Here is a 25,795-nt window from a genome sequence, read left to right as displayed (position 1 = left end):
GACGTATTCGAAAAAAGATTGTAATAATATCGAAATTGTTAACTTTGTAGTTAAAAATATGTATTAATTCGGAATTCATTTCTATAAAGTAGAAGATTACACGCCGAACAATCTAATATTCGAAACGTTAACTCACAGTACCGGAATCGCTATTACTTTAACTCGGTCTAAAAGAGGAAAAGTAAATAACATTATCTGTAAATATGTTCTAGGAGATAATATTGAGATTAACGCTTGCGCAGATTTAGAAATTACAAACGTCAATATTGATGGTGTGGGGAAACGTCCTTTTTTATTTGAGGTGATAATACTGGATTTTATAGAGTTTACATTAAAATTTGTTATATTAAGATAATAAAAACTATATCCACTGAGAGTATATTGGTTAACTTCTTGAAGAATAGCGAAATGGTAAAATGCAACCTTGATAGAACCTTAATAATACAAGAGAATATTCCTTCTGAAAATTTTCTTTTTGTTGATTGTGTTTTTGGGTGGCGATATCCTAGCATTAGTTGTTTATTATAACGAATTTAAATTCATAAACACTAAGTTTTCCAATGTTCTTATTCAAATATTAGAAAACACAACAGGTGAATTTAGAATTATTAACAATTATAAAAGTGTTTCAAATGGTTCAGTGTTAAATATGCCTGTTTCTAAGTTTGAAAAAAGTACAGGTGGTTCTTCTGTAGGTCGTCTGTGTGTGTTGTCATCATTTTTCGATAACTCTGCATAAGCAACTTATCAAGAATATCTTTTGTATCATACGGAACAACTTTAAACATAGCAACACTTACATCTGTGGATGGTGCACTTTCAAGAAAAATCACTATCACTGAAGATGGAGCGAACAAACAATTTGTATTAACTAATTCAACAGATGTAAATTTAGTGGTTAAATGGAACATAATTATTCAATTAGCAGCTCAATTAAATAAAAAGAGCGATTTGCTCTTTTTATTGTAAACATTATGTTGTTTTGGAGAACAAAGGATTTGAATTTCCCTCATTTGATCCATACTTTTTTTCAAGGATGTAAATGATTGCAAATATACAATAGAGATACGTAATTGCATGACCAGCCAAAGACATCCCTGCTAATAAGAATGGTAGCATAACAATTCCTGCTTTAAATTTAGTTTTTTTAAGTATTCTCCACCAGAGTACAAATAAAAGGATGAATCCTATTAAACCAGACTCTATTAAGTATGTAATCATGAAATTATGTGCACCTATTCTTAGGTATTCAAAAGAATTACCAAACCCAATACCAAGTAAAACATTACTCATAGTTGTATCACTTAAAAACTCAAAAGCCCTATCTACAATTTCGATTTTTGATAAGAAACTTATGTCCGAATTCATATAACCGAAAATGAAGGTAGCCCCTGTGATAATTGCTGTAATTGATAATAAAATTTTCATTATTTTTGTTTTGAACCCTATCAAGATATAAAATGCAATCAGCGTAAATATAGCAGCTCTTGAGAAAGTAAGTACGCATAAAATGGTTAACATAAACATCTGCCATTTAAGCGATATTGCTTGGTAACGTCTTAAGTAGATACAAAAGAAAAACAAAGTTACTATAAAAATCCCTACAAAGTTCGAATCTTGGTACATTATGCTATTCATTTTGTACTTATAAAAACTTGAATCCACTTGCATGAATTGCCATGTTGTTTGCGGTTGCCATGGATGCGTAAGCCTCCAAATAGTTTCTATTATTACAAGCAATATTGATATGTTAATGAACTTAACTGATATATTCAAAATCTTATCAGAACTTAAACTATACAAAACTTGAAAACTAAAAACAAAGTATATAAGTGATAATATCACGTTATACAACGCATTGGTCTTTTCTGGAATAATCATTAACTGTGTAACTAATAAGTAGCATAAAAGGACCATTGTTATACTAATTAAAGAATTGAACACCAATTTTTTTCTTTTTAAGGTCTGCAGAAATAGCCCTACAAATGAAAGTGTGAAAAAAAGATAAATTGGACTTATTGGTAAAAAATTAATAAAGAAACCGGAAAATACAATCAAAAGAAATGCCGTTTTATACATTTTAAGTAACTCCTCTAATATTAAAAATATGACAACTATTAATATAACATTTTTCACTTAATATTGGCAGGATTATACTAATGTACTTTTGAATAAAATACGGCTTTTATTCAAAAAAAGTATGTTTAACTGTCTCTCCAGTAATTGAATTGTTATCTGAAACACTCGTAAAAAATCGAAAAAATAATAAATCTAAATAAAAGAAATTTAAGCCGAAAGGTGGTATAGTCAAAAGAAAAATTGAATGTTAGAAAACAGAAGATGTTATAAAAAGAATTTTATAAAATTAATAAGGAAAGGAATGTAAAAACTAAAGATTTTAAAATACAATTCATAAATCCCAAAGATATTATTGCTATCAATGAAACTTATAATTATCTAGATATACTTAATGATTATAAAATGGGGAACTTGAAATCAAAGAGTGCTGTCAATAAATTTAGTAAAAGCTAACATCACGAAAGTAATGTACTTTGATTAATTAAAAGAATAAAAATGGAAAAGGAGGGAGCGCGGTATGTCTCCTTTTCATTTTTATTAAAGGGGAGCCGAAATGGATCATATTAATGTATTAATGAAAGTAGTTATAACTACTTTTAGTGAATTCTGTGAATATTTCTTGGGGGGATGGAATACAATATTGAAAGTTCTAGTTATTTATCATGGAGGCTGTTAACTATATCACAGGAGTATTCGCATCAGATTATAACAAGAAGTTAAAAAGTAAAGTTGGTTTCAAAAGTATTGCCAAAAAGGTGATGCTTTTTCTTTTAACCGTAGCAGTGACTCAAGCCTATGCAATTATGAGTATTCCGCTTCCAAAAGCTATTTTTATTTTACACATATGCCTGACCATATTCCTTAGGTTATATTTTATGATGACAGAACGAATCAAGAGAAATTCCTGACTAAGTGATAGTGTTATTTCCTTTTCATCCTCTCTTCCATAAGTTTAATTTTTTAGCAATTCATTTTCTGCCTTTAGTAAGTTTAGTTTGGCTTTTAAACAGGCATACTTTTCTTCTAACATAAGCTCTCTCAAGGTTTTTTTCAGCGCATTCTATACACAAGTCCAATAAAGTGAATATGCCATTTTCCAGATAATTAGAGTGCCATCTACTTCCTAATGAAATAACCCGTTTCATTCCAATTATATCTATATGTCAAATTCATATTCTTCAAAAATATTTCGAGGTAGCTTTCCTTTTTCATTTTCCTCAATAAAAATATGCTTAAATTCCTCTGTAAAAGTGATACCTTTTGATTTATAGATTTTACGTATGGATTATTTGATAGAAATTTAATTTCTCTTTCTGTAAATAGATTTTGTCATTTTGGACATTCTCTGATTCAAATTACCCTTTTATTATAAAAGAAATATCCTATAGAATAGACTTTACCTGAGAGTCACCTTTTTTATTTTTACCCCTATTTCAAATACCACCAACAAAATTTCAAATACTAGCTGGTGTAATTTCAAATTCCGTCGGTAGTATTTGAAATTACTCACAGTGAAATCTTTTCTTTATTTTTATATTGTGAAGGTACCGCGGAATACTAGAAAGGTATACCTTTTAGAAACGGGTACTGTGTGAAGCCAGCCACTTTTAAAGAGGCAGTTGTTTTGTATGAAGGGATGATTGTAAATCAAATAAAGAAATTAGGTATTTGTCAAGATTATGAAGAGTATTATCAATGTGGTTTAATTGGTCTTTGGCATGCGTATGAAAGATTTGATGCAAAGAAGGGGTATTTCCCTGCATATGCACTTGTAACGGTGCGTGGTTATATATTAGAAAGATTGAAGAAAGAATCTACTTTGCAAGAAAGATGTGTATGTGTAGGTGAGTATGAGGAAATCTTTCATTTTGAAGATGTTGAAATAAGAGTGAAGGATTTTATGAGTGTGTTAGACGAGAAGGAGAAGTATATTATTTTTGAACGTTTTTTTGTAGGGAAGACGATGGGAGAAATCGCTTTAGAGACGGAAATGACATATTATCAAGTAAGATGGATGTATCGGCAAGCACTCGAGAAAATGCGCGATAGTGTAAAAGGATAAAAATAGCAAATAGAATGGAAGGTGAGGAAATACTACCTTCCATTCTATTTGTTATTAAGGTGATGAATCTTGCATGTTCATTTGGGATAATACATATCCAGCTTTCCATAATTGCTGACTTAGCTTATGGGAACTAATTTGTATCGTTACGGTAGCTCCGTTTGAAAAATGAATTTTAGCTCGTTTAGCTTTTTTGAAAAACTCTATTGTATGAACATGTTTGAAGAAAAGCCAAATACAATTTGGAGAAGCAGGAGATTCTGTTGGGAAAGCACAAATATATTCTCTATGATTGATCGGAATTGGAACGTTTTGTTTGAATTTAAATTTTGTTTTTACAGCATTACGTCTCCCTTGATAAGTAGAATGAATATTTGTTAGACAAGATTTCTGTATAAGTTGGAGAGCAGTTTGACAGGAGTAAAGATGGTTTCCGCTACTGTCGATAATTTTTGTACGGTAATAAGGGTGTTTACATGGTTCAAGCATCATTGTAGAACTAGAAATAAAAATGTTGTTTTCATTATCCATAATTCTATAGCCTCCCTTATAATTTTCATTCCGAATATAATTATATATAAATTAAGTAAATTTACTGTTAATATTCTATTTCATATTGTAAATTTTGGCTATTCGTTTACAATCAATAGGTGATAGTCTTTCTAATTTGCATCGCTTGTACATATATATGAAAATAGAAAAGAGTAGGCGGTGATATAGTATGAAGAAAAAGTATATTATTATGGCTTTAGTTGTCGTTCTCCTAGTATATTTAGCAAACAGTAATCCGAGTAAGGGAGAATATACAGAATGGGCAGCGAAGCAGTTTATGAAGCGTAATGATGTGAGTAAGAAGCTAGAGGAAGTTCAAAAAGAGAATGAAGAGGGTCTTCTTGGCGACTTGGCATCGGCCGGTAAAAAGTTAGCCAAAAAGTATGTTGAGCCACAAGTTGGGTTATTAATTGATCATTATACGAAGCGAAATGATTATATATTCTTCTCAACATATACGACTGAGTTTGATATAGGGGAAGAACATTATAAGTATGTATGCGTCGGTTTTTCAAAGATTTTTATTCCGATTGAAATGCCGAAGAAAAAAGACGAATCTGCAAAATGATGCAGATTCGTCTTTTTCATTTTATAGAGTAATGGGAACTTCAGATACATTTTTTTCTACAAGGCGAGCTCCCTTTTTTCTTGTATTTTCATCAATGGATGAAAATACAGATGAGGCAAGGATTGTATCCATTACTTGATTTACGACTTGTGCATCGATTGGTGTGATGGGCGTATCGATAGAAAAAACGACTGTTTTTCCATCTTCCTTCGCGAAAATCAACTCTAGTACTTGCATGTGTTATTCCCTCCTTTGTATTTATCCCGCTATTTACGGGATTTGGGTCTGCCGGTTAAATTGCGGGCTAATAATCAGCGGGGATGAATAAAATCCCCACTGATCCGAGTTTTACTTTATAGTTTAGAAAGATCTGATGTGCTTACAAGTTGTACAGCGTGAAGCGGTGATGCTTGTAAGGAAGCTAGAGCATGAGCTACATTGTGTACTTGATCTAAGCTCGCATTTGTTTTAACACGTTTAAATTGTTTGCTCTTGAAAACTGTTTTGCCGTTCTTATCTAATCCGTTGTTTAAGACAAGACGTAAAGTTAAATCCATTACGATTGTTTCAATTGCCATGTGTATCACCTCCTTTCACTTTATAAATAGGATGCAAATGTCATGTTTTGGCGTGAAATTTTTTCTTTTTTTTGGTACCCTTAAAAGATTAAGAGAGGAGAATTCTGGATAATGAATCGTAAATGGTTATTTTGGATTCCTGTATTACTATGGATGGGGCTGATTTTCTATTCTTCGGCACAACCATATAAAAAGCAGGATATGCGTTCAGATATTGAACAATATGTAAATGTTGAATTTGTGAAAGAGCATTTTTCATGGGTATCTATCGATTATGGTGGAGGAACACCTGTTAGTATTGCGAATAAAGGTGTAGGCGGATTTATTGAGTTTTTCCTTCGTAAAGGTGCTCATTTTATGGTGTTCTTTATGCTAGGTTCATTGATTTATTACGCTTTTCATCGATCAGGTTATTCGAGGAAAAGATGTTTTATATATGCCCTTCTTTTCGTTGCGGGTTATGCAACATTTGATGAAATTCACCAATGGTATACGGGAGACCGTACACCAATGTGGCAAGATTCATTGCTTGATACGTGCGGCGGGTTAACGGGGATTATAATAAGTAATTGGTTTTGGAATAGAAAAAAGCGCTAATCTCATTTCGAGATTAGCGCTTTTTTTTGCGGGTAGTAAAACTCTACGTGATTGGCCTAATTAAAGTTTCACTTTATCCCGCATTAACGGGCAGTAAGACCCCCACCTCAAAATTCAGTGAAAGTAAAAAAGTTAGGTGGGGGGCAGGCTGCCCGTAAAAGCCCGATTGGTGAGGGCTGATAATCAGTGGGAGATGAACAAAACCCCCACTAATTCAAGTTTCACTTTATACACCAAGTAATTCTTTTAGTTCGTCTGTTGATAGTTCAGTCATCCAACTATCGCTTGTGATGACTGCATTGTTTAGAGATTGTTTTCTTTCTAGCATTTCATCAATTTTTTCTTCTAATGTTCCTGTTGTAATGAGTTTGTGAACATGAACAAATCGTTTTTGACCAATGCGATATGCGCGATCTGTTGCTTGATTTTCCACAGCTGGATTCCACCAACGATCGTAGTGAATGACATGGTTGGCAGCGGTTAAGTTTAATCCTGTTCCGCCAGCTTTTAAGGATAAGATGAAAATGTCATACGTTCCGTTTTGGAACTCCTCAATCATCTTGTCGCGATCTTTTTTCGGTACACTACCGTTTAAGAAGAGGACACGCTGGCCGAATTTTTCTTCTAGCACACGTTTTAGCATGTTCCCCATGCCGATATATTGAGTGAAGATGAGGCAACTTTCATTTTGATCTTTTATATTTTCTATGAGCTCCATCAACGTTTTTGTTTTCATAGAGCGTTCAACGACATTTTGTGGCTCTTCTTCTTTTAAATAAAGAGCTGGATGATTACAAATTTGTTTTAGCTTGTTCAGCATAAGTAATATAAAGCCGCGTCTTTCAATTCCACTTAATCCTTCGACATTTTGCAGTGTATCTTGAACAAGTTGTTCATATAAGGAAGCTTGTTCACCAGTAAGAGGACAGTAAGCTTTTTGTTCTTGTTTATCTGGTAAATTTAATGCGACTGTTTGATCTTTCTTCGTTCGGCGCAGTAAAAATGGTGAGATAAACCGTTGAACTTGCTGGATTTTTCCTTCATCACGATCCTTTTCAATTGGTGTGACGAAGCGGCGTTGGAATTGCCCTAAGCTTCCTAGATATCCATGATTAATAAAGTCGAAAATGGACCAAAGTTCAGCGAGGCGATTTTCCATCGGTGTACCAGTTAAAGCGATTTTGTGATTTGCTTGCAAGTTTCGTACTGCTTTCGACTGTTTCGTATGTGGGTTCTTAATATTTTGTGCTTCATCCAAAATAACAGCATCCCAGCATAATGAAGTTAGTTCTTCCTCATCGAGTTGAGCCAATGCATAAGATGTTAATACAACATCTGCTGATTGAAGGAAATCTTCAAAAGAATTGCCCTTATCTCTATTACTTCCGTAATGTAATTGAACACGTAAATTCGGTGCGAAACGCTCAAATTCTTTTTGCCAATTTCCAAGAACAGATGTCGGCGCTACGATTAATGCAGGGCCTGTTTTGAGATTGTTTTCTTTTATATATAGTAAGTAAGAGATTGTTTGAATACTTTTCCCGAGTCCCATATCGTCAGCTAGCAATGCTCCAAATCCAAGCTTTCGTAAATATAATAACCATTCAATGCCGTGTTGTTGATACGGACGAAGTGTTGCGTTTAGTGAAGTAGGGACATCTACTTTTGGAATATCTCCAATATGAAGCAGCTTTTGGAATAGTTCCTCATAATATCCATCTAGTTCGATTTCAATATCAGTAAACGGACTATCATCTTCTACAATTTCTGTTTCAGCCGTATTTGATAAATGTTGCTGCAGGACATCTTTCATCTCTAGTCCGTATTTATCGGCACGGTTCATGAGTTTCCTTACTTCTTCGATAAAGGCTGGATCTAGTCGCATCCATTGACCGTTTATATTAAATAGACGTTTATTTTGTTCAACGAGTTCGAAAAATTCGCTTTCTGATAAATCAATGCCGTTCGTCGAAATGCGCCAATCAAAATTAACGAGCGTATTCATACCGAAGAACGATTGTGTTTGTGCTGTATTTTGCTTCAGCTGGACACGTAATTTCGGTTTTGTTGCTTTTAAATTTTGCCACCATGATGGTAGTAAAATTGTAATGCCGGCTGCAAGTAATTCATTGCTTGCTTCTGTTAAGAAGTTCCAAGCTTCTGTTTCAAAGAGCTCATTTCGGAACGTATCTCCTTCTTTTAACCACGGTATGAGTTTACTAAAACCTTCTTGTGTTTCTGTAATCCGTTCTTCGTAATCGTGCCATCTTTTCGGTAAGGAATCGATGTTTTCATATACATATATGCGATGCGCCCCGCGCTTTGGTGTCACAATTGTTTCAAGCTTCCACATTTCAAATTCTTCTTGTGGTTCTTGTAGTCTTAGTCCGATTGTAAACGGAAGATCATCTTCAATATAACCAATTTTCCGAAGCCAATCTTCTTCATGTAGTGCTGTTTCCAGTTGTCTTTTCGTAAAGTCATAATGTTCATATAGTCTTTTAGCATCTTCCCAGCCGTCATTTGAGCGGTTGTCTTGTAATATGCTTTCATTTACTGCTGCTGAGAAAAGCGATGCTAATGTGTCATCTTCAATTGGTGTATTTTGAACTTTCCAAGATGGTTGTTTAGGCCAATGATTCATATCTGGTACGAAACTACCACTCGTAAAGGCATCCCATAGTTCATTTGCATCTTTCGTAAGTGCTGTAATCGTGCCGTTTATTTGAATATGTGCAAAGGAATTCATCGGTTTGTTTGCAATGTATTCAAAGGCTTGTGCATTTGTTAGCAGCACACCTTGTTTTCCTTCGAAGGTTGCTTCTTTTAGAAACGTACCGTAGAAAGAAGTGGAGTGCCATGTGAATGCATTTCGTTTCCAACTTGTTACGGATAATGGAGTACCGCTGTCATCTTCTCCCCAAAGGAACCAACCTTGACTAACATGCTGGAGCCTAATTGTTACTTCAGTTTGATTGATCATCGATTAATTTTCCTTTCCGTAATTCCTCTTGTAGTGCACGCAGACGTGAATGGAGATTGGCGATGTGAATAATGAAAGCATCCCATTCATCGGTGCGTTTTAATCGTTTATATAATGTACGTAATTTCTTTAAGTAACGAACTGCACGTTTATATGATTTACGATTTCGTTCTTCAATCGCCTCTACAGCAGCAAGATGGTAAAGAGGAAGTGCCACTTCTGGCGCTTCTTTTTCAATATCTTTCAGTGGCTCTTTCAACAGTTCAATTGCCTCAAATCCATATAAGAGATGAAGCTCTGCCCATGTGCGATACTGTTTTTTCGCGAGTACGTACTGTTCGTAGTTTGTGAAACTATACGGTAATAGTTCTTGTAAAATCATTTCAAAACCAGCTTGTTCATTTGTATGTGTTGCGTATGTTTCATACATGATTACAAATAGCCGAACGATATCTTTTATGAAAATCGTATTTTCGTGATCTTGGATCGTTTTCTTTACTTGTTTATACGTAAAGGAAAGCCAGTTTTTTGCACGATCCCATTGCATGGCACTTAATAGTTCTTCTAACCAATAGAAGTATAGACTCACAACAGAAGCAGGTTGTTTCTTTAGTAAGTCCATCGCTAGTAAATCTTCATCATTTAAAAAGAGAAGATGAGAAGACGCTAATGCTTTGGATAGTGGATTGATTTTCGTATCGATTCGTTTTTCTTCCTCTTGTATGTTCTCTTTATTGTTTAAAAGTTCACTCCATATGTGACGATAAATGAAAAATCGCTCTTGCGTATAAGCGTCGGTAGAGAAGAATACTTCATGAACGAGACGAGCTGTTTCTTGCAAAATTATTTCAGACTTTGAAGGAATCGCTTCTGATTGTAAGTCCCGAACGATGGATTCCACTTTATCGACAAATAGGCGAATGACATTAACAGGTTGGTGATAAGAATACGTTTTGTTTGCTTCGAATGCCTGAATTTCTTCTAATAATTTTTGAAAGCAGTAAATTGCTGCATGTAACCTGAATAATTCATGTATGGCGATGACGCGCGGAGCTTTCCGCTCAAGCTTCGTATAGAAATCTGTAAAGATACTCATAAGAAAATACATTTGTTTATAAGTAAGGCGAGCTTGTTCTTTTTTAAATGATTCATATTCTTTTTCAAAATATGATTCCCAACTTTTATAATCCGTTTCTTCAAAAGCTGATGATTGCAATACTTGTCTTGCAGTTCGAATAGGAGGAAGGGAGGGTTTCGTATTATTTTTAAATAAAGTTAATACATCTCCTACTTGCCCGAAACTAGACGCTGCAGATAGTAATACAGCGAGCATATGCTCACATTGTGTTGGTGCGAAGCAATCACAATAACTTTCAGCGACATTACGAATCGGAATATGAACGCTATATACGTTGCCTTCCGCATCTACAGTTCCTGACAGTGTATAACCATCAAAGTCAACGTTGTAGACAACACCACTACGATATAGGTGCCGAGCTGTAGCGACATGTTCCTGATCAGCTGTTTGCTGTGGATCTAGTCCTTGAACGAACTCATTCGCAATCATCATAATTTCATCTTTCGTAATTGAGTGTTGCAGCATAATATTCCTCCGTACACATATTTCTTTCCTTTACCATTATAAACAAAAAATGCTCAAAACAGAAAAAATGAAATTTGGATTACATAACTTGAAAATCATGGTAATATATAAAATGTTAATTTTATATATTAATATATACGTATAGGAGGAGAAATAATTTGTCAGATTTACAGACGAAGTTAGGTAGTGGAATGAATAAGTTACAAGAAGGAATAGAACAAGGGAAAATGAAATTGCAAGTTGCACAAGAAATTGCTCAATTGAAAAAGGGAATGCAAGTGCAAATGCAGAAAAAAGCAGAGGTTCTATTAGAGGTTGGGCAGCAAGTGTATGTTCAATTAAGAGGAAGTGGAGTAAATGAAGCGAGCTTAAAAGAAATGATTGCTCCAGTTCAAGAATTTGATGTAGCTATTTATCAAGCAAGAAAGCGCATTGTTGAATTGCAAAAACAACAAGGTGAAAAAGCTACATGTGAATGTGGTGGACCTTTATCAATAAATGATAAGTTTTGTGGTTCGTGTGGAAAACCTAACCCGATGTTAGCAGTAGAAAATGAAGGTGAAACGGTAAATTGTATTTCATGTAATGAGCATATCGATAAAAACTCTACTTACTGTCCAGTTTGTGGAATTAAGCAAAGTGGGGAGTGAATTAAATGTATTGTCGCACATGTGGAAAACAACATGGTGAAGAAGTAAATTATTGCCCAAATGAAGGTAGTATGGAGATTGCAGGAGCTATAGATGCAGTAACATTAGAAAAAGATACTGCAAAATACTGCAAAGGTTGTGGCAGTGAAAATGCTCAAAAAAATTTATATTGTCAAAAGTGTGGGTATTCTTTATCTGTTGTGAAGAAAAAAGAACAATCTGTAAAATTGCCTACAATGGATGGTGCTCCTAAAGTTGAATTTAAAGCAGATAAAGCCGTTTTACAAAAAGGTTTTATTGGTGGGGCTGTTGCAAGTATTCTCATGTTAATTGCTGGTTGGATTGGTAGTTTATTATTTGCTTCTATGTTAAGTGAGATGTTTAGCAAATTTGCAAAAGAATTAGAAATGTTGCCAAGTTTTTATTCGAGTGCAACTTCTACGATGTTAAGTTACCATTTACTTGGTTTTACAGCTAACGATGATAGTGGGTTGATATTTTCTTTATCTTGGCATACTCCATTTACATTATTATTAATCATTCCATTTATTATTTTCGTTGGTACAGGAATTTGGTTAGGGAAACAGCATGTTGCGAAAACGATTAAAGATCAAATCTTTATGGCAGCAACAGTTGGTATTATTTATGGCGTCTTTTTATTCATTATAAGTTTTATAGCATCACAATCTTTTGCAATTCCATTCTCAGAAGCAGGTAAGATTACGGTTGGCTATTCAGCGATTAAGAGTTTATTGAGTGGTTTTGTATGTGGGACATTATTTACCTTATTAGGATTTATTGCTCATACAAGCAAAAACAATATGGCAGTAGCATTTCAAGAGTTAATGCCATATGGAGCGTCTGTGTATTACGGTGTTTCAGCTATGATAAAAGGACTTTTAGTAACAGCGGTAGCGGTTTGTATTATGGCGTTAGTAAGTAAGGAAGACGGTATTGAACCATTAAAAGAAATAACAACTTTAAAATCTGAAAGTACATTATTAGCATTAGAGTTAACACCTCAATTATGGAGTATGGCTCATTTTGCGCCGTTAGAAGTATCAAGTCCAGCACTTAGTAAAGAATTTACTAGAATTGGTAAGAAATCAAATACATATGAGAGCACACTATCGTTTTCATTTATATCAGGCGTCTCTGTAAATGGCGTAGAGCTTAGGGAGATATTGATTTCAAAAGGAGCAAATGAGGAAAGCCTTGCAGAATTTGATAAAGTGAATAATGTATTCCATTATGGTTTATTACTGCTTATTATTCCATTGTTCTTTATGTTTAGAGCGGGAAGAAAGTTAGCTAAATTACCGACCGCCAATATATATATTACATTAGCGGTATGTAGTGGTTCTTACACAATTATGATGATTGTAATGAATATGATTTCTAAGTTCCAAATTAATGTTTCAGGAACGGTAACAGGTTTATTTGGAACAAGTGGAACGGTATTATCTATGCAAAATTCATTTATATATTTAACTTTGTTTAGCTTGATTGTGACATATGTAGCGGCATTTGCTGGAATGAAATTAGCTAAAAAATAGGAGGAGAGCACGTTGAAGTTTTGTGGAACATGTAAAAAGAATGTTGCAGACCATTTGAACTTTTGTCCTGAGTGTGGGAGTAAAGTAGAAGTAATCGTTGATAACACTGCTGCTTCATATACAGAATTACAAAGCGAGACAAAACCAGTGAAAAGTAAGAAAAATTTATTTTTGATCATTGGTTTTGCTGCTATTGCTGCATTATTATTTGGGGCATATAAATTTGGAGCATATAAGTTTTCAAAAGAAAAGCAAGTAAATGTAATGATTGAAGCATTCCAAAAGAAAGATATTAATGCAATTGATGAGTTTGTAAAAGCGAATGATTCAAGCTTAAAGATTAAGACAGAGGATATTAAAGCGTACATGCGTTATTTAAAAGAGAATCCTTCTTACAACAAACAATTACTGTCTTATTTACAGAAAGAGACAGTAGATCAAAAGTTAACTAAAGATAAATCTTCATTTAAGGACGGGGAAATAGTAGAAGAGGGAAAAGAGTGGTTCTTATATCCAAAGTATAAGTTTAGCATGAAATCTTATTATATGAGCATTAGTACAACTGCAAAAAATGCAGAGATATATGTGAATGACAAAAAAGAAACAGAGCTTTCTAGTGATAAAACTTCGAAAGAGTTGGGGCCATACTTCCCAGGTACATATGTTGTAAAGGCAACGGCGAAGACAGAACTGACTGAATTAGAAACAGAGAAAGAAGTAGATCTAGCGGATGAACAGAGCGAGAAGGTGAAAGTGGATTTATCGCTTGAAGGCAAGTATGTAAGCATTTCTTCTGATGAAAGTGATGCAACTGTATTTGTGAATGGGAAAAAACGTGGAAAATTAAATTATGGAAGTTATAAGCTTGGTCCTGTATCCACAGATGAAACAGTAGAAGTACATTTAGAGAAAACTACTGATTTTGGTGTGATGAAATCTGAAAGTGTTAAAATTGGAGACCAAAGCACGTATTATTTAAAATTCCCGAAAGAAACATCAAGTTCAGCAGTGGGTGAATTTGTAAGAAATCATATTTATGATAACGTACGTGCAATTTCATTAAATGATTTTAGTTTAATTGAAAAGAATTATGATAAGAGTGGGAAATCGTATAAGGAAGACCGTGATTATATACAGTATTTACACAAAAAAGGAATTACAGAAGACTTATTAACAATGGAAGTTCGTAATGTAGAGCGTCAAAGTGATACGAAATATAAAGTAACGACATATGAAGAGTATCATATTCGTTACGGTGATGGATCTGTGAAGTTCAAAAGTTTTAATAACGAACATATTGTAACTGTGAATGGAAATGGAAAGATGCTGTATCATTCTCTTGGTGCAAATAATACGTTGAAATCAGAAGATGTATCTGGTCCAACTCGTTAATATGAGAGAAGCTGTTCAATATTTGAACAGCTTCTTTTTTTTGTAGCTAAATCGATATTTCGTTTTGAACCGTTGATATATCGTAAGTTATGATAGATATAATTGAAAAATCGTTGATATATTTTTTTACAATTATGAGTGTGTTTCCTTTAATATTTCTTGTACATATGGATCATGTAATATCTGCTCTATAATTGGTAACATGTTTTGTTCAAATGGAATGTCGATAGGAAATGGCTTTTGAGAGCCTGGTTTTATTCCATATTGCACAATTTTGTAATGTGTATTGTTTTCAGACTTGAGCACAATTAACTTATAGCGGTTATCATCGCCAGCGAGTGAGAAATCAATAGACGTAGCGTTATATGTTACTTCATCTTTATATATGTACGGTTTTGGCGTACCAATCCAGTCTACTTTTGCTTGTACATTCATGGGCATAGCCTCCTTATATGTATTATAAATAAATAAAAGCCAGCTCTCAATAAAGAGAACCGGCTTGTAATTTAGCAGTCATTGGTTATTTTAAAATTTTCACTTTAACAGTTTTGCGTCCCCATTTTTGAGCAGCGCTATCTGATCCAAGTAAGATATCGATACGGTTACCTTTAATTGCACCACCAGTATCTCCAGCGATAGCTTCTCCGTAACCTTCTACCCATACTTTAGATCCTAATGGGATTACTTTCGGGTCAACAGCGATCATTTTCATGTTTGGATTCGCAGTTAAATCATGACCCATTGCAGTTAATACACGGCCGCCATATGTGCCACCGTTTTCGCTCGGGTGAGCTGTATATGCTGTAGCTACAACTGTTAACTCACGACCACCAGAAGGTGTGTTAGTTTCAGCAGCTTTTACAGCAGGCTTAGCAGCTGGTTTTGCTTGTGCTACAGGTGCTTGAGCCTTAGCTGGTGCTTCAGCTTTAGCAGGAGCAGTTGTTTCTTGTTTCTCAATTACAGGTGCTGTACCTGTTAAGAAAGGAACATGAACATAAGCTGTTTTCCCGTTATATTCAAATTGTAACCACTCATTTTGTACTTGGTTCGTTGTTTCGATTACATCGTCTTTCTTCAACTTTCCAAGAACCTCTGAGTTTGTGTTCGCTTCAGCACGTACGTTTAATACGTTAGCTGTTACGTAGTAGATGCTTTTTGTGAACTCTGCACTTACGAATGCGTCTTTACCGTTTAAAGTAACTTTTGACCATCCGTTCTCTGTATTTTGTACATCTATTTTATTACCGTTTAGTAATTTACCGACAACTTTTGATTCCGTAGTAGGGTTTTCGCGTACGTTTAGTACATCTGTTGTTACAACAGTTTCTGCATTAGCAGATGATGTGAAAATCCCAAGACCAAAAACTGCTGCTGTTGCTATACCAATTAATTTTTTCATGATAGCCTCCATTGCGTTTGTTTTCGTGTCCTCATTATAGCAACAGATTTTTTCGGATTTGGGGAAAACACACAATTACAAACCATTCGTAATAAGTCGTTAATATCCTGTAATATAACAAAAAATATAGGAAAGCGTTTTTCATTCTATATGACTCATAGGTTTCTAGTTATATTCAAAATATTTAATACAACATGTTTTTTTCGACGTAAATAAAAATATTACAGTAATGTTACATGATGTTTACTAAACGGTTACATTCCTTGAGTATTTTACCGTTTTATGGGTAATATAGTTATATAAACATAAACATTTTGTTTGTGAAGCTATAAACACGTGCTATATACTAGCAAAAAAACCGCATAATTGTTACAAAACGAAAGGGTTGCAAGGAAGAAATTTGCCCTTTTTTACATATGTAACACATCCTTTTTTAGGAAAATACATTCCTATCCGCGTTTTTCTCACACAATTTGACAGCAGTATTTCTAACTTGTAGCTCTTGCAGAGTGAAAAGGTTATACGAAAGGTAAGGCTGTCCATAAGAATTCGAATTGGTGAAGGTGAAAGTAAGAAAATCACCGCAAAATTATAGTTTTCTATCCGATTTTACATATCGGAATTTATGTTATTTACAAAAGCGAAACCTACGAAGGGGGATTTGATGAGGAAACTGACAAAAACATTCATCGTTTCATTAACATTATGTATTGCATTTACAATTTGGGGGATTATTCCCGAATCTATTATTGGAAAAGGTAGTTTAGGAAATGTAACAACCGCAATTCAAACTGCATTAGTTAGTAAGTTCGGCTGGTTTTATATTATTTCCGTTTCTATTATTTTAGGTGTGTCTATCTTTTTAATTGTTTCGAAATACGGTTCTATTCGTCTAGGTAAAGATGATGACGAACCTGATTATAGTTATATGACATGGTTTGCTATGCTATTTAGTGCTGGTATGGGTATCGGCTTAGTTTTCTGGGGCGTTGCTGAACCATTAAACCATTTATACGCACCTCCGTTTGGAGAAGGTGCAACTGAGGAAAGTGCGCGTCTTGCACTGCGTTTTTCATTTTTCCATTGGGGATTACATCCTTGGGGACTATATGCGTTTGTAGCGTTATGTATTGCTTACTTTACCTTTAGAAAAGGAAAAGCAAGTACGATTAGTGCGACAGTAGGTCCGTTATTTAAGGGCGGGGAACACGGGCGTATTGCTCATTCATTTGATGTGTTAGCTGTTTTTGCAACTGTGTTTGGTGTTGCAACGTCATTAGGTCTCGGTGCAAAACAAATTGCGGGTGGTGTTAGTTATTTAACATCTATCCCGAACTCATTAACGACACAGTTAGTTATTATTGCAATCGTAACAGTATTATTTATGTTATCTGCGCAAACAGGTCTGGATAAGGGAATTAAATATTTAAGTAATACGAACATTATTTTTGCGTTTGCACTTATGATTATTGTATTATTTGCGGGTCCAACAAACTTTATTATGAATTACTTCACTTCAACAATCGGTTCTTATATTCAGGAATTACCAAGCATGAGCTTCCGTTTAAGTCCATTAGACGAAGGTGGGAACCAATGGATTCAATCGTGGACAATTTTCTATTGGGCATGGTGGATTGCATGGTCACCGTTCGTAGGTACGTTTATTGCTCGTGTTTCACGAGGTCGTACAATTCGTGAGTTTGTTATCGGTGTGTTACTTGTACCGACCGTAATCGGTGCGCTTTGGTTCTCCGTTTTCGGCGGGACTGGTATTCACATGGAGCTGTTTGGTGATGCACATATCTTTGAAAAAATTAAAGAGATGGGAACAGAAGTAGGATTGTTTGCTATGTTCGATCAGATGGGAAGCTTTGGATCAGCTTTATCTGTTTTAGCGATTCTTCTTATTTCTACATTCTTTATTACATCTGCAGACTCTGCAACATTTGTTTTAGGCATGTTAACGACACATGGTAGTTTAAACCCACCAAATCGTATTAAAATGATTTGGGGTATCGTTCTAGCCGCGATAGCTTCTACCTTATTATATATTGGCGGATTAGAAGCCTTACAAACGGCAGCTATCATTGCAGCATTCCCATTCGTCTTTGTTATTTTCTTTATGATGGCAGCATTATTTAAAGAGTTACAAAAAGAAGGACGTATGAAGCGTCATTAATAATAGAAGGAAAAGAGCTGATTTTATATCAGCTCTTTTTTTAATCCCTCTATTTGTCGGGCAGTAAGCCCCCCAACTCAAAAGTCAGCAAAAGCAAAGAAATCGGGCTGCCTGTAAAAGTCTGATTGGTGATGACTGATTAAAATCTCACTTTATATAGAAGGAATTTGAAATGCGGGTAGGGGAAATAAAATACTTTACCATATAAGTAGTATGCCTTTTATACGAAGAAAAAACGATAGGTTTCGACAATATTCGATCCCTTACGAATTCTATTCATATTTTTGACAAAAAATTGTCGGAAATGTGTTGTCACGTTTATATATATGTGCTATATTATTTCCTGTAAGCGATTTCAAATAGTTTTAAAGCGCATTCAAGGGGGACATCTAGAATAATGAAACGTTACGAAAGAAAGTGGAAGCATATTTGTTTGAAACGTGTGGCACATCGTAGTGTCCAAGAAAGCACGGAACCTAAGACTGAAACGCGCAAAGAACAGCAAGAGAAGCAATTGGTTCTACAAAAATAGCAATCACTTTTTCGTATATAAATGAAGGTCGATCGTTCGTTGGGGGATGGACGTGAAATTACTTTCAGCTAAGGGGTATTGTCTGATATATAATTTATACGGCAATAAATAAGCACAGAGCATACGGCGCTCTGTGCTTATTTTTATTATTTATCTTTTTTGAATCGAACTGTTTTATCCCAGCCAATGACTTGTTTCTTGCTCTTTGCACGTAAGTATAAGATTAAGCTACGAATAAATAAGTACGTAAAGAGCTGTGCGTACGTAAAGTACATAATAACGCTAATAAAAATATTAGTCGGTGTAAAGGTTCGTTCGACACTCTGGGCACTAAATAATTGAGAAACATATGTAATATATGCGACATACCACATAAATAGTAGCGGAATGCTATATTGAATTTGGAATATCCCGAGCAGCCCAATTACAAACCAAACGTTCGAAATGATTAGGAATAGCCAAAATACAACATACACTAGAACTTGTTGTAAGGAATGAACAAGCAGCTTTCCTTTAAAGAAACTTAATGATGAGAACATTTTTTCTAAAATATATAAATTTCCTTGGAGCCAACGTGTACGTTGTTTAATAAGAATTTTTAAATGCTCTGGTTCTTGTTCCCAAGTAACTGATTCTGGGACGATTGGTAAGAGATAACCTTTTTGTGTAATTCGTAATGTTAATTCAGCATCTTCTGCAATTGCATAAGGGTCATAGCCACCAAGCTCTTCTAGTGCGGAGCGACGAAGAAGCATGTTTGTTCCTGTCAGCGAGCCCGTTTGGAATAGTAACCAGCGTCCAGATTGCATAAGGAGCTGGAAGATTTGGAATTCTAGCGAAATCATTCGCGTCAACCAGTTTCTTTTTTCGTTTACTGTACGAACGTGTCCAACAGCTCCAACAGCATCTTCAGTTGTTTCAGCGTGCTCTACAAGCATTCGCAGTGCGTGTGGTTCAGGTTGGTTATCTGCATCGTAAACACAGAAGTACTCACCATCTGAAATACTAAGCCCATAGTTTAGTACACGTGATTTACCCTTCGGTTCACCGGGAGGAACACGAATATGGCGAATATGAGCATAAGCTTTGTCGAAATCATCGCCGATTTCAGGTGTTTCATCTTGAGAGTTATCATTTAATAAATAAATAGTTAGCTTTCCTGGATATTCAATCTTTGCCATCGCCTCTAAAGTATCTTTAATAACGACGCCTTCATTATGGGCAGGTATGAAAATATCGACGCTCGGATAATGTTCTAGCGTACGATCTTTTCGTTTACTATTTCGGTGAATTAAGCCCGCGATTGTTAAGAAAGAGTAGTAAACGAGTAAGCCAGAGAATAGAAAGGCCGTAAAAATAAGTACATATTTAATTGAAAATGTGATACTAATCCAAAAAACGAGTACGCAAAACAGAAGGAATAAAAGAAGTATAACGAGAGTCATCATAACAGTGTCTGTCCTTTGTTTCCAATTTGCTCGCGTGAAATTTTTATATCTTTGATTGCTTTAGCAGCAAGCCATTGCTCCATTTTTGGTTTTAGGCGGTTCATTACAATGTCAGCACCAGCTTCATTTGTGTTTTGTAATAAAATAACTAGCGTATTATTATCATATTCAGCAGCAAGGTCAAAATCATTCCTTACCGTTTCAACTAATAAAGAAGCTACACGGTCCATAACACTTTCCTTTGTATATTTACTAAAGGAAGTGAAATCAAAGTAAACAATAATGCCTGTTTCATTACGACGATTCATTGCAGTCGTTAATAACGCTTGGCGTCTCTCAAATTCTTGTCTTGTTAGTAATTTGGATTCTCCAATATATTGTTCCAATGTTCTCACACGCTCAGTTAAAGCTTTATTTTCATGAACCACTTTTTTCAATAGGTGAGTTGTTATATATACAATGAAGAAGTTAGCTGCCATCAGGAAGTGGGTAATCATATATTGCCATTGATCTGATGTACTCCATAAGTGAAGCCATGCTTGATAGAACAAATAAAATACGGAAATAATGGTTCCTAGTATGAAGAAAACAAATGCTGTTTTGTCAGCTAAAAATAAGAATAGTACATTTACGATTACGTATATTATTGTAAAAATGAGAGCATGCTCATATTTCGTCACATATACAGTAGTAAAATAAAATACAATTTGTAAAATCCACATAGAGAGGATTTTATAGAACTTATCTTTCACAAAACTTTCCTCCTTAAAGCTATTTCATCAATAGATACTTGTAGTATGCGCAATTATTAAGAAATTGACTATGTCGTTAAACTCTTTTGAAGGGCAACAACAAGTAGTATCTCTATTTTCATAAGAAAAATAAAAAGACTTAAACATTATTGTATCATAATGTGCTTATATTTAGGATAAATTGATTAATAGATACATAAAAGACGTTTGGATTGCATGAAAAAAGTCTCCTCTTGTAGAAAGAGAAGACTCTATATAAGTTTATAGGAACATCATACCTGCAACTGCTGCGTTTAAGAAGTTCGCTAATGTACCAGCGATAACTGCTTTAATCCCTAATTGTGCAATTTGTTTACGGCGAGTAGGAGCTAACGTTCCTGTTACACCTAATTGAATTGCGATAGAAGAGAAGTTTGCAAATCCACAGATTGCAAATGTTAAAATTAGATTTGTTTTGTCAGAGAACTCTGCCATGTGTGGTCCTAAGTTTGCGTATGCAACGAATTCGTTGATTGCAAGTTTTTGACCGATAAAGCTTGCTGCTTGTATCGCTTCACCAGGAGAAACCCCGATTAAGATTGCGAATGGTGATAATAAGTAACCAAAGATTAAATCAAGGCTAAGTTTAATATCGAACAGAGAACCAACCCATCCTAATAATCCATTTAATAAAGCGATTAATGCGATGAAAGCCATTAACATTGCTGCTACGTTAATAACAAGTTGCATACCTTCAGATGCGCCGCGTGCAGCTGCATCAATAACATTTGCGTCTTCACGTTCTGTAGAAAGTTCAACGTTATTATCTACTTTTTCTGTCTCTGGCATGATTAGTTTCGCAATTAATAAGCTCGATGGAGCCGCCATAATTGCAGCTGCTAATAAGTGCTCTAACGGAATACCCATTGCTGCATAACCGACAAGAACGGATCCAGCAACAGCTGTCATACCGCTTACCATAATAGTGAAGAATTCACTATTTGTTAAGCGTGCTAAGTAAGGTTTAATTAAAATTGGAGCTTCAGTTTGTCCTAAAAATACAGTCGTTACTGAGTTTAGGCTTTCTGCTTTAGAAGTTCCAAGAAGTTTACTTAATGCACCACCAACGATGCTAACAAATTTCTGCATAATACCGAAATAATATAAGATTGCTACTAATGAACTAATAAATACGATTGGAAGTAGTGCTTGAATAAAGAATACAAATCCCCAAGGTCCCTTTGCGTTGACTAAATCCCCAGTAACGAACTTAATTCCCTCGTAAGAAAAATTAATTAATCCTTGAACACCGTCAGCAGCGTGTTTTAAACCTGCTTTACCAGCGTCCCATCGTAATACGATAAATGAAAATGACATTTGTAATGCTAGCGCAATTAAAATTGTGCGCCAATTAATAGCTTTGCGGTTGGAAGATAGTAAGAAAGCAATTGCTAATACTCCAATCACGCCGCCAATTCCCCATAAAAGATTCATGCAGTGTATGCTCCTTCCTCATAGTAAAAACAGTGTATAAACCAGTTGTCTATACGTTTGCGAATATAACATCTTTAGTAACTTATCATAATGGACATCGGAGGTCAAACGTCTAATGAAAAGTTTAAATAAAAAGAAAATTCTTCAAAAAAACACATATAAAATAAATAGACATGAAATAGGTTATGTTTTTTATGAAAATATATACATTATGATAACGTTATGCATTGTTTTTGCAGAATAAAGTGTATGAAATGGAAGAATGGATACATTATTTTTGTAGAGAGAAGGTAGGAGAAAGGGAGTAATATGTTGAACTCATAGCAAAAAAGCCTTCTAGTAAACTAGAAGGCTTTGAAACTATTAATTAAGGTGCTTTCGTGTATCCTAAGAAATGGCTCTTCCAATAAGAGTTACTTAATGAAGCGATTGCGACACCTTTATCTCCAGCTTGGATAAACGATCCGCCTCCAAGGTAAATACCCATGTGTGAAGGACCAGATTTATAAGTGTTTTGGAAATAAATTAAGTCACCCGGTTGTGGACTTGAAGTTTTTGGTAGGCTACTCCAATATCCCGCAACACTTTGACGGCTAATGTTATGACCAAATTTCTTAAATACGTGGTAGATGTAGCCACTGCAGTCTACGCCGTTAGCAGAAGTTCCGCCCCAAACGTACGGTACACCTTGCATTGATTTTGCATATGCAAGTACGGAAGAACTGTCGCCGCTATTATTGCCTGTATTATTATTGTTGTTATTGTTTTGATTGTTATTTTGGTTATTGTTAGGCTTATTATCTACTGCGCCTCCAACTGGTGTTTTAGACAGGTAACGTGTTCCGATATAACCAGTTTGACCGTTGTAGTTAATTTTGCTCCATCCAGAGTTTTCAGAGATTACTTGAACCTTCTGTCCTTGTGGAAGTGCGCCTATGATTCTATAATTTGTACCTTCGCCGCTACGTACATTTAGTGCAGAAGCATTAATGTAGTAGTCGCCAATTGCACCTTGGTTAGGTTTTTCAGGTTGTTTTGGTTGCTCAGGAGTAGTAGTGCCACCTTTAACGAATTTCACAAATTCGCTACTAACAAAGCCTGTTTTTCCTTGGTAATTTACTTTAAACCAACCGTTTTCAGATCCAACTACGTTTAATGTTGTACCATTTAAAACGCCACCAATTACACTATGGTAAGCGGCAGGGCCTGTACGAACACGTAGAGATGTAGCGTTAACCACGTAAGAACCACCAGTTTGAATAGTTCCATTATTATTGTTTTGCTCTTGTTTGTTGCCTTCTGTAACGTTTTCGTTAGAACCGCCTTTTGTTACGTAGTCTTTGCTTACATAAGCAGTTTGTCCTGCGTAATTGATTTTGAACCAATCTTGAACTTCGCCAACAACTTGTACTACTTGTCCTTTTTTGACAGAACCTACAGTTGTATGAGAAGTGCTAGGACCTGTACGAACGCGAAGGGAAGATACATTTACTGTATAGTTTCCGCTTGCTGGTTTTACTTCTTGGTTGTTATTATTCGTATTGTTGTTTGAAGAACCTGCATTAGAAGAAACGCCAGATACGAATTCGCCACTTACATAACCTACTTGTCCATTATGGTTAATTTTCACCCAACCATTTTCTTGTCCAATTACGTTTAATGTTTGTCCTTCATATACACGCCCAGAAACAGAACTAGATGTGTTAGGAGCTGTACGTACACGTAATACATCAGCGGTAACTTTATTGTTTCCACCTGTACTTACATTGTTGTTTGCTGCGCCACTTTTTGATACAAATTCGCCACTAACAAAGCCTGTTTGTCCATTAATGTTAATTTTGAACCAACCGTTTTCTTCGCCAATCACGTTTAGTGATTGACCGTTATAAACGCGTGAGATGATGTCGTGAGAAGTGCTTGATCCCGCACGAACATGTAATACGCTCGCGTTTACCTTATAAGATGAGCTGTTTGATGCAGAAGCTTGGACAGTTGTAGCAGCTTTTTGTGTATTTTGTTCAGGTGCAGCTTGAACACTATCAAGTGTAGGTGCTGCTCCTCCTGCTACAGACACTGCCGCAAGACCGGCAAGATACTTTTTCATAATTTGTCGATTCCTTTCTGTCTGTAATGTAGTGAAGAAATATTTACCAACTGTTAAAAATTCTAAAGAGCATGTCGATTACTGTCAAGACTTATATAGGAATCTGAATATGACAAAAAGATTACAAGAAAAAAATCAAGGCATAAAATTACACCTTGATTTCCATTTAAATGCATATATTGAATATGAAAGGACAGAAATTATTCGTGTTTAAGAAGATGCCATATTGGATTGTAATAAGATTTGATTAAAAGATTTTTGCAGTTTTTTGGTGATAGGCCCAACTTGCCCATCTTGAATCGCGGTCCCATCAAGGTGGGTCATTGGTAAAATTTCAATCGTTGTGCCTGTAAAAAAGCATTCATCTGCTTGATAAACGTCACGAACGCTGAAAAGTTCTTCCTGCACAGGAATGTGAAGAGTATTCGCTAAAGAAAGGACATATTGACGAATAATGCCATTTAAAATAAGGTGATTGGCTGGATGTGTGTAAAGCGTTCCGTTTTTAATTAAAAAGAAGTTGGAATGGCTCCCTTCCGTTACAATACCGTTCCTTACGAGAAGTGCCTCTTTACAGCCTTTCCGTTCAGCTTTCGTAGCAGCTAGTACGTTTGGTAATAAATTTAATGATTTAATGTCACAGCGTAGCCATCGAGTATCGGGTTCTGATATAGCGCGTATACCATATTCAATCCATAAAGCTGGTCGTTCTTTTTTTGTAATATAGGCATAAATTGTCGGAGGGTTGTCATATGAAAATACATGTGTGCGAGCTTGTACACCACGAGATACTTGCAAATAAATGATGCCATCTTCGTGGAAATGGTTTCGTTCAATTAATTTGTAAAGTAAAGTGATGAGCTCAGCTTTTGAGAAAGGGAGCGATAATTCTACTTCTTCCATGGATCGATATAATCTCGTTATGTGCGGATCTAATAAATGAAAGTTCCCTTTATATAGGCGAATAACCTCATAGACACCATCTCCGAACTGCGAACCTCTCTCTTCAAGTTCTATGTACATTTGTTGTTTTGTTGTATCAATAACTTCATCATTCCAAAGTACAAATTTTTCGTATGCCAATTTCCGTCCCATCCTTTCGTAAGTACGTAAGTAACGTGAAACTTTCATTCATGCGAGATAAAAATCACTATAGTAATTTTTATGTGAGCAATTCTCTACATATGACCGTATATGTATTTGTAAATCATAGAGAAATAAGGATGATTTACCCCGCATTAACGGCAGTAAAGCCCCTACTTACAAATTCGGGTAGAGCAAAGAAGTG

At 35.2% G+C, this 25,795-nt stretch carries 21 protein-coding genes and 1 pseudogene; 8 read left to right on the top strand and 14 right to left on the bottom strand.

Translation table 11 applies throughout. The features are described 5' to 3' along the window. Positions 1 to 972: 972 nt before the first annotated feature. The gene (locus MKY21_RS26460; protein ID WP_152121691.1) at positions 973 to 2,079 is read right to left on the bottom strand and encodes a hypothetical protein; all 1,107 of its coding nucleotides are present in this window, start codon (positions 2,077 to 2,079) and stop codon (positions 973 to 975) included. A 662-nt stretch (positions 2,080 to 2,741) separates the two neighbouring features. On the opposite strand from MKY21_RS26460, the gene MKY21_RS31235 reads away from it, so the two are divergent. Then, positions 2,742 to 2,987, top strand: coding sequence for a phage holin family protein (locus MKY21_RS31235; RefSeq protein WP_445662225.1), 246 nt, complete (start codon positions 2,742 to 2,744; stop codon positions 2,985 to 2,987). On the opposite strand, the pseudogene MKY21_RS26450 reads toward MKY21_RS31235, so the two are convergent. Continuing rightward, positions 2,891 to 3,421: pseudogene (locus tag MKY21_RS26450) on the bottom strand (HTH domain-containing protein); the annotation flags it as partial. The gene MKY21_RS31235 and the pseudogene MKY21_RS26450 overlap by 97 nt on opposite strands. Before the next feature lie 249 nt (positions 3,422 to 3,670). Between MKY21_RS26450 and MKY21_RS26445 the strand changes: the two are divergent. Further along, positions 3,671 to 4,141 (top strand): sigma-70 family RNA polymerase sigma factor, encoded by a 471-nt coding sequence (locus MKY21_RS26445; protein WP_341077766.1) that lies wholly within the window; start codon positions 3,671 to 3,673, stop codon positions 4,139 to 4,141. Positions 4,142 to 4,195: 54 nt separating this feature from the next. Here the strand turns inward: MKY21_RS26445 and MKY21_RS26440 are convergent, their stop codons facing one another. Next, a complete protein-coding gene (locus MKY21_RS26440) occupies positions 4,196 to 4,672 on the bottom strand; it encodes a competence protein ComK (protein ID WP_000368313.1) in 477 nt (158 codons plus the stop codon). A gap of 190 nt (positions 4,673 to 4,862) precedes the next feature. Between MKY21_RS26440 and MKY21_RS26435 the strand changes: the two genes are divergently transcribed. After that, positions 4,863 to 5,261 (top strand): DUF4359 domain-containing protein, encoded by a 399-nt coding sequence (locus MKY21_RS26435; protein WP_201144775.1) that lies wholly within the window; start codon positions 4,863 to 4,865, stop codon positions 5,259 to 5,261. Between the two features lie 21 nt (positions 5,262 to 5,282). On the opposite strand, the gene MKY21_RS26430 is transcribed toward MKY21_RS26435, so the two are convergent. Further along, entirely contained in the window at positions 5,283 to 5,498 is a 216-nt protein-coding gene (locus MKY21_RS26430; RefSeq protein ID WP_001197593.1) for a DUF2922 domain-containing protein, read from the bottom strand. Positions 5,499 to 5,614: 116 nt separating this feature from the next. After that, a complete protein-coding gene (locus tag MKY21_RS26425) occupies positions 5,615 to 5,839 on the bottom strand; it encodes a DUF1659 domain-containing protein (RefSeq protein ID WP_000963861.1) in 225 nt (74 codons plus the stop codon). A gap of 111 nt (positions 5,840 to 5,950) precedes the next feature. On the opposite strand from MKY21_RS26425, the gene MKY21_RS26420 reads away from it, so the two are divergent. Continuing rightward, entirely contained in the window at positions 5,951 to 6,436 is a 486-nt protein-coding gene (locus MKY21_RS26420; RefSeq protein WP_001080709.1) for a VanZ family protein, read from the top strand. Between the two features lie 226 nt (positions 6,437 to 6,662). Here the strand turns inward: MKY21_RS26420 and MKY21_RS26415 are convergent, their stop codons facing one another. Next, positions 6,663 to 9,419 (bottom strand): DEAD/DEAH box helicase, encoded by a 2,757-nt coding sequence (locus MKY21_RS26415; RefSeq protein WP_000610111.1) that lies wholly within the window; start codon positions 9,417 to 9,419, stop codon positions 6,663 to 6,665. After that, entirely contained in the window at positions 9,403 to 11,022 is a 1,620-nt protein-coding gene (locus MKY21_RS26410; RefSeq protein WP_000939137.1) for an SWIM zinc finger family protein, read from the bottom strand. The genes MKY21_RS26415 and MKY21_RS26410 overlap by 17 nt, the downstream gene beginning before the upstream one ends. 158 nt (positions 11,023 to 11,180) lie before the next feature. Between MKY21_RS26410 and MKY21_RS26405 the strand changes: the two genes are divergently transcribed. From MKY21_RS26405 to MKY21_RS26395, 3 genes are read left to right on the top strand one after another with little or no spacing between them, the layout of a single operon-like run. Beyond that, on the top strand, positions 11,181 to 11,672 hold the full coding sequence (locus tag MKY21_RS26405) for a zinc ribbon domain-containing protein (protein ID WP_001281753.1): 492 nt from the start codon (positions 11,181 to 11,183) through the stop codon (positions 11,670 to 11,672). 5 nt (positions 11,673 to 11,677) lie between these two features. After that, a complete protein-coding gene (locus MKY21_RS26400) occupies positions 11,678 to 13,228 on the top strand; it encodes a zinc ribbon domain-containing protein (protein ID WP_044796210.1) in 1,551 nt (516 codons plus the stop codon). A gap of 12 nt (positions 13,229 to 13,240) precedes the next feature. Continuing rightward, positions 13,241 to 14,620 carry a zinc ribbon domain-containing protein gene (locus MKY21_RS26395; protein WP_098481304.1) on the top strand — a complete coding sequence of 460 codons (1,380 nt, stop codon included), beginning with the start codon at positions 13,241 to 13,243 and terminating at the stop codon, positions 14,618 to 14,620. Between the two features lie 132 nt (positions 14,621 to 14,752). Here the strand turns inward: MKY21_RS26395 and MKY21_RS26390 are convergent, their stop codons facing one another. Together MKY21_RS26390 and MKY21_RS26385 are read right to left on the bottom strand one after the other, a co-directional pair. After that, positions 14,753 to 15,055 (bottom strand): DUF3910 family protein, encoded by a 303-nt coding sequence (locus tag MKY21_RS26390; protein WP_001102540.1) that lies wholly within the window; start codon positions 15,053 to 15,055, stop codon positions 14,753 to 14,755. Positions 15,056 to 15,140: 85 nt separating this feature from the next. Next, complete coding sequence (locus MKY21_RS26385) at positions 15,141 to 16,019, bottom strand: cell wall-binding protein EntA (protein ID WP_000733352.1); 879 nt, start codon at positions 16,017 to 16,019, stop codon at positions 15,141 to 15,143. Between the two features lie 664 nt (positions 16,020 to 16,683). Between MKY21_RS26385 and opuD the strand changes: the two genes are divergently transcribed. After that, the gene (opuD, locus tag MKY21_RS26380) at positions 16,684 to 18,198 is read left to right on the top strand and encodes a glycine betaine transporter OpuD (protein WP_001230116.1); all 1,515 of its coding nucleotides are present in this window, start codon (positions 16,684 to 16,686) and stop codon (positions 18,196 to 18,198) included. Between the two features lie 678 nt (positions 18,199 to 18,876). Here opuD and MKY21_RS26375 read toward each other — a convergent pair. From MKY21_RS26375 to MKY21_RS26355, 5 genes are all read right to left on the bottom strand, one after another. Beyond that, positions 18,877 to 20,178: a glycosyltransferase family 2 protein gene (locus MKY21_RS26375; RefSeq protein WP_000988751.1), complete on the bottom strand. Its 1,302-nt coding sequence runs from the start codon at positions 20,176 to 20,178 to the stop codon at positions 18,877 to 18,879. Beyond that, a complete protein-coding gene (locus MKY21_RS26370; protein ID WP_074624915.1) occupies positions 20,175 to 20,930 on the bottom strand; it encodes a diguanylate cyclase domain-containing protein in 756 nt (251 codons plus the stop codon). The genes MKY21_RS26375 and MKY21_RS26370 overlap by 4 nt, the downstream gene beginning before the upstream one ends. Before the next feature lie 261 nt (positions 20,931 to 21,191). Further along, positions 21,192 to 22,403: a NupC/NupG family nucleoside CNT transporter gene (locus MKY21_RS26365; RefSeq protein ID WP_001051029.1), complete on the bottom strand. Its 1,212-nt coding sequence runs from the start codon at positions 22,401 to 22,403 to the stop codon at positions 21,192 to 21,194. A gap of 367 nt (positions 22,404 to 22,770) precedes the next feature. After that, entirely contained in the window at positions 22,771 to 24,507 is a 1,737-nt protein-coding gene (locus tag MKY21_RS26360) for a C40 family peptidase (RefSeq protein ID WP_000760292.1), read from the bottom strand. A 210-nt stretch (positions 24,508 to 24,717) separates the two neighbouring features. Beyond that, positions 24,718 to 25,602: a D-amino-acid transaminase gene (locus tag MKY21_RS26355; RefSeq protein WP_074624925.1), complete on the bottom strand. Its 885-nt coding sequence runs from the start codon at positions 25,600 to 25,602 to the stop codon at positions 24,718 to 24,720. Positions 25,603 to 25,795 lie beyond the last annotated feature (193 nt).

Origin of the sequence: Bacillus sp. FSL R9-9497 (assembly GCF_038005805.1) — a bacterium.
Taxonomy (GTDB): Bacteria; Bacillota; Bacilli; order Bacillales; family Bacillaceae_G; genus Bacillus_A; species Bacillus_A cereus.
Note: the sequence above shows the minus strand (reverse complement) of the source record. Positions and strands in the feature narration are given on the sequence as shown.

Bases quoted from the DNA above. Each gene is read 5' to 3' on its own strand.
- MKY21_RS26460 (WP_152121691.1), bottom strand. From the start codon at position 2,079: ATGTATAAAACGGCATTTCTTTTGATTGTATTTTCCGGTTTCTTTATT.
- MKY21_RS26385 (WP_000733352.1), bottom strand. From the start codon at position 16,019: ATGAAAAAATTAATTGGTATAGCAACAGCAGCAGTTTTTGGTCTTGGG.
- MKY21_RS26425 (WP_000963861.1), bottom strand. From the start codon at position 5,839: ATGGCAATTGAAACAATCGTAATGGATTTAACTTTACGTCTTGTCTTA.
- MKY21_RS26430 (WP_001197593.1), bottom strand. From the start codon at position 5,498: ATGCAAGTACTAGAGTTGATTTTCGCGAAGGAAGATGGAAAAACAGTC.
- MKY21_RS26440 (WP_000368313.1), bottom strand. From the start codon at position 4,672: ATGGATAATGAAAACAACATTTTTATTTCTAGTTCTACAATGATGCTT.
- MKY21_RS26360 (WP_000760292.1), bottom strand. From the start codon at position 24,507: ATGAAAAAGTATCTTGCCGGTCTTGCGGCAGTGTCTGTAGCAGGAGGA.
- MKY21_RS26435 (WP_201144775.1), top strand. From the start codon at position 4,863: ATGAAGAAAAAGTATATTATTATGGCTTTAGTTGTCGTTCTCCTAGTA.
- MKY21_RS26415 (WP_000610111.1), bottom strand. From the start codon at position 9,419: ATGATCAATCAAACTGAAGTAACAATTAGGCTCCAGCATGTTAGTCAA.
- opuD (WP_001230116.1), top strand. From the start codon at position 16,684: ATGAGGAAACTGACAAAAACATTCATCGTTTCATTAACATTATGTATT.
- MKY21_RS26410 (WP_000939137.1), bottom strand. From the start codon at position 11,022: ATGCTGCAACACTCAATTACGAAAGATGAAATTATGATGATTGCGAAT.
- MKY21_RS26420 (WP_001080709.1), top strand. From the start codon at position 5,951: ATGAATCGTAAATGGTTATTTTGGATTCCTGTATTACTATGGATGGGG.
- MKY21_RS26375 (WP_000988751.1), bottom strand. From the start codon at position 20,178: ATGATGACTCTCGTTATACTTCTTTTATTCCTTCTGTTTTGCGTACTC.
- MKY21_RS26400 (WP_044796210.1), top strand. From the start codon at position 11,678: ATGTATTGTCGCACATGTGGAAAACAACATGGTGAAGAAGTAAATTAT.
- MKY21_RS31235 (WP_445662225.1), top strand. From the start codon at position 2,742: ATGGAGGCTGTTAACTATATCACAGGAGTATTCGCATCAGATTATAAC.
- MKY21_RS26365 (WP_001051029.1), bottom strand. From the start codon at position 22,403: ATGAATCTTTTATGGGGAATTGGCGGCGTGATTGGAGTATTAGCAATT.
- MKY21_RS26355 (WP_074624925.1), bottom strand. From the start codon at position 25,602: ATGGGACGGAAATTGGCATACGAAAAATTTGTACTTTGGAATGATGAA.
- MKY21_RS26390 (WP_001102540.1), bottom strand. From the start codon at position 15,055: ATGAATGTACAAGCAAAAGTAGACTGGATTGGTACGCCAAAACCGTAC.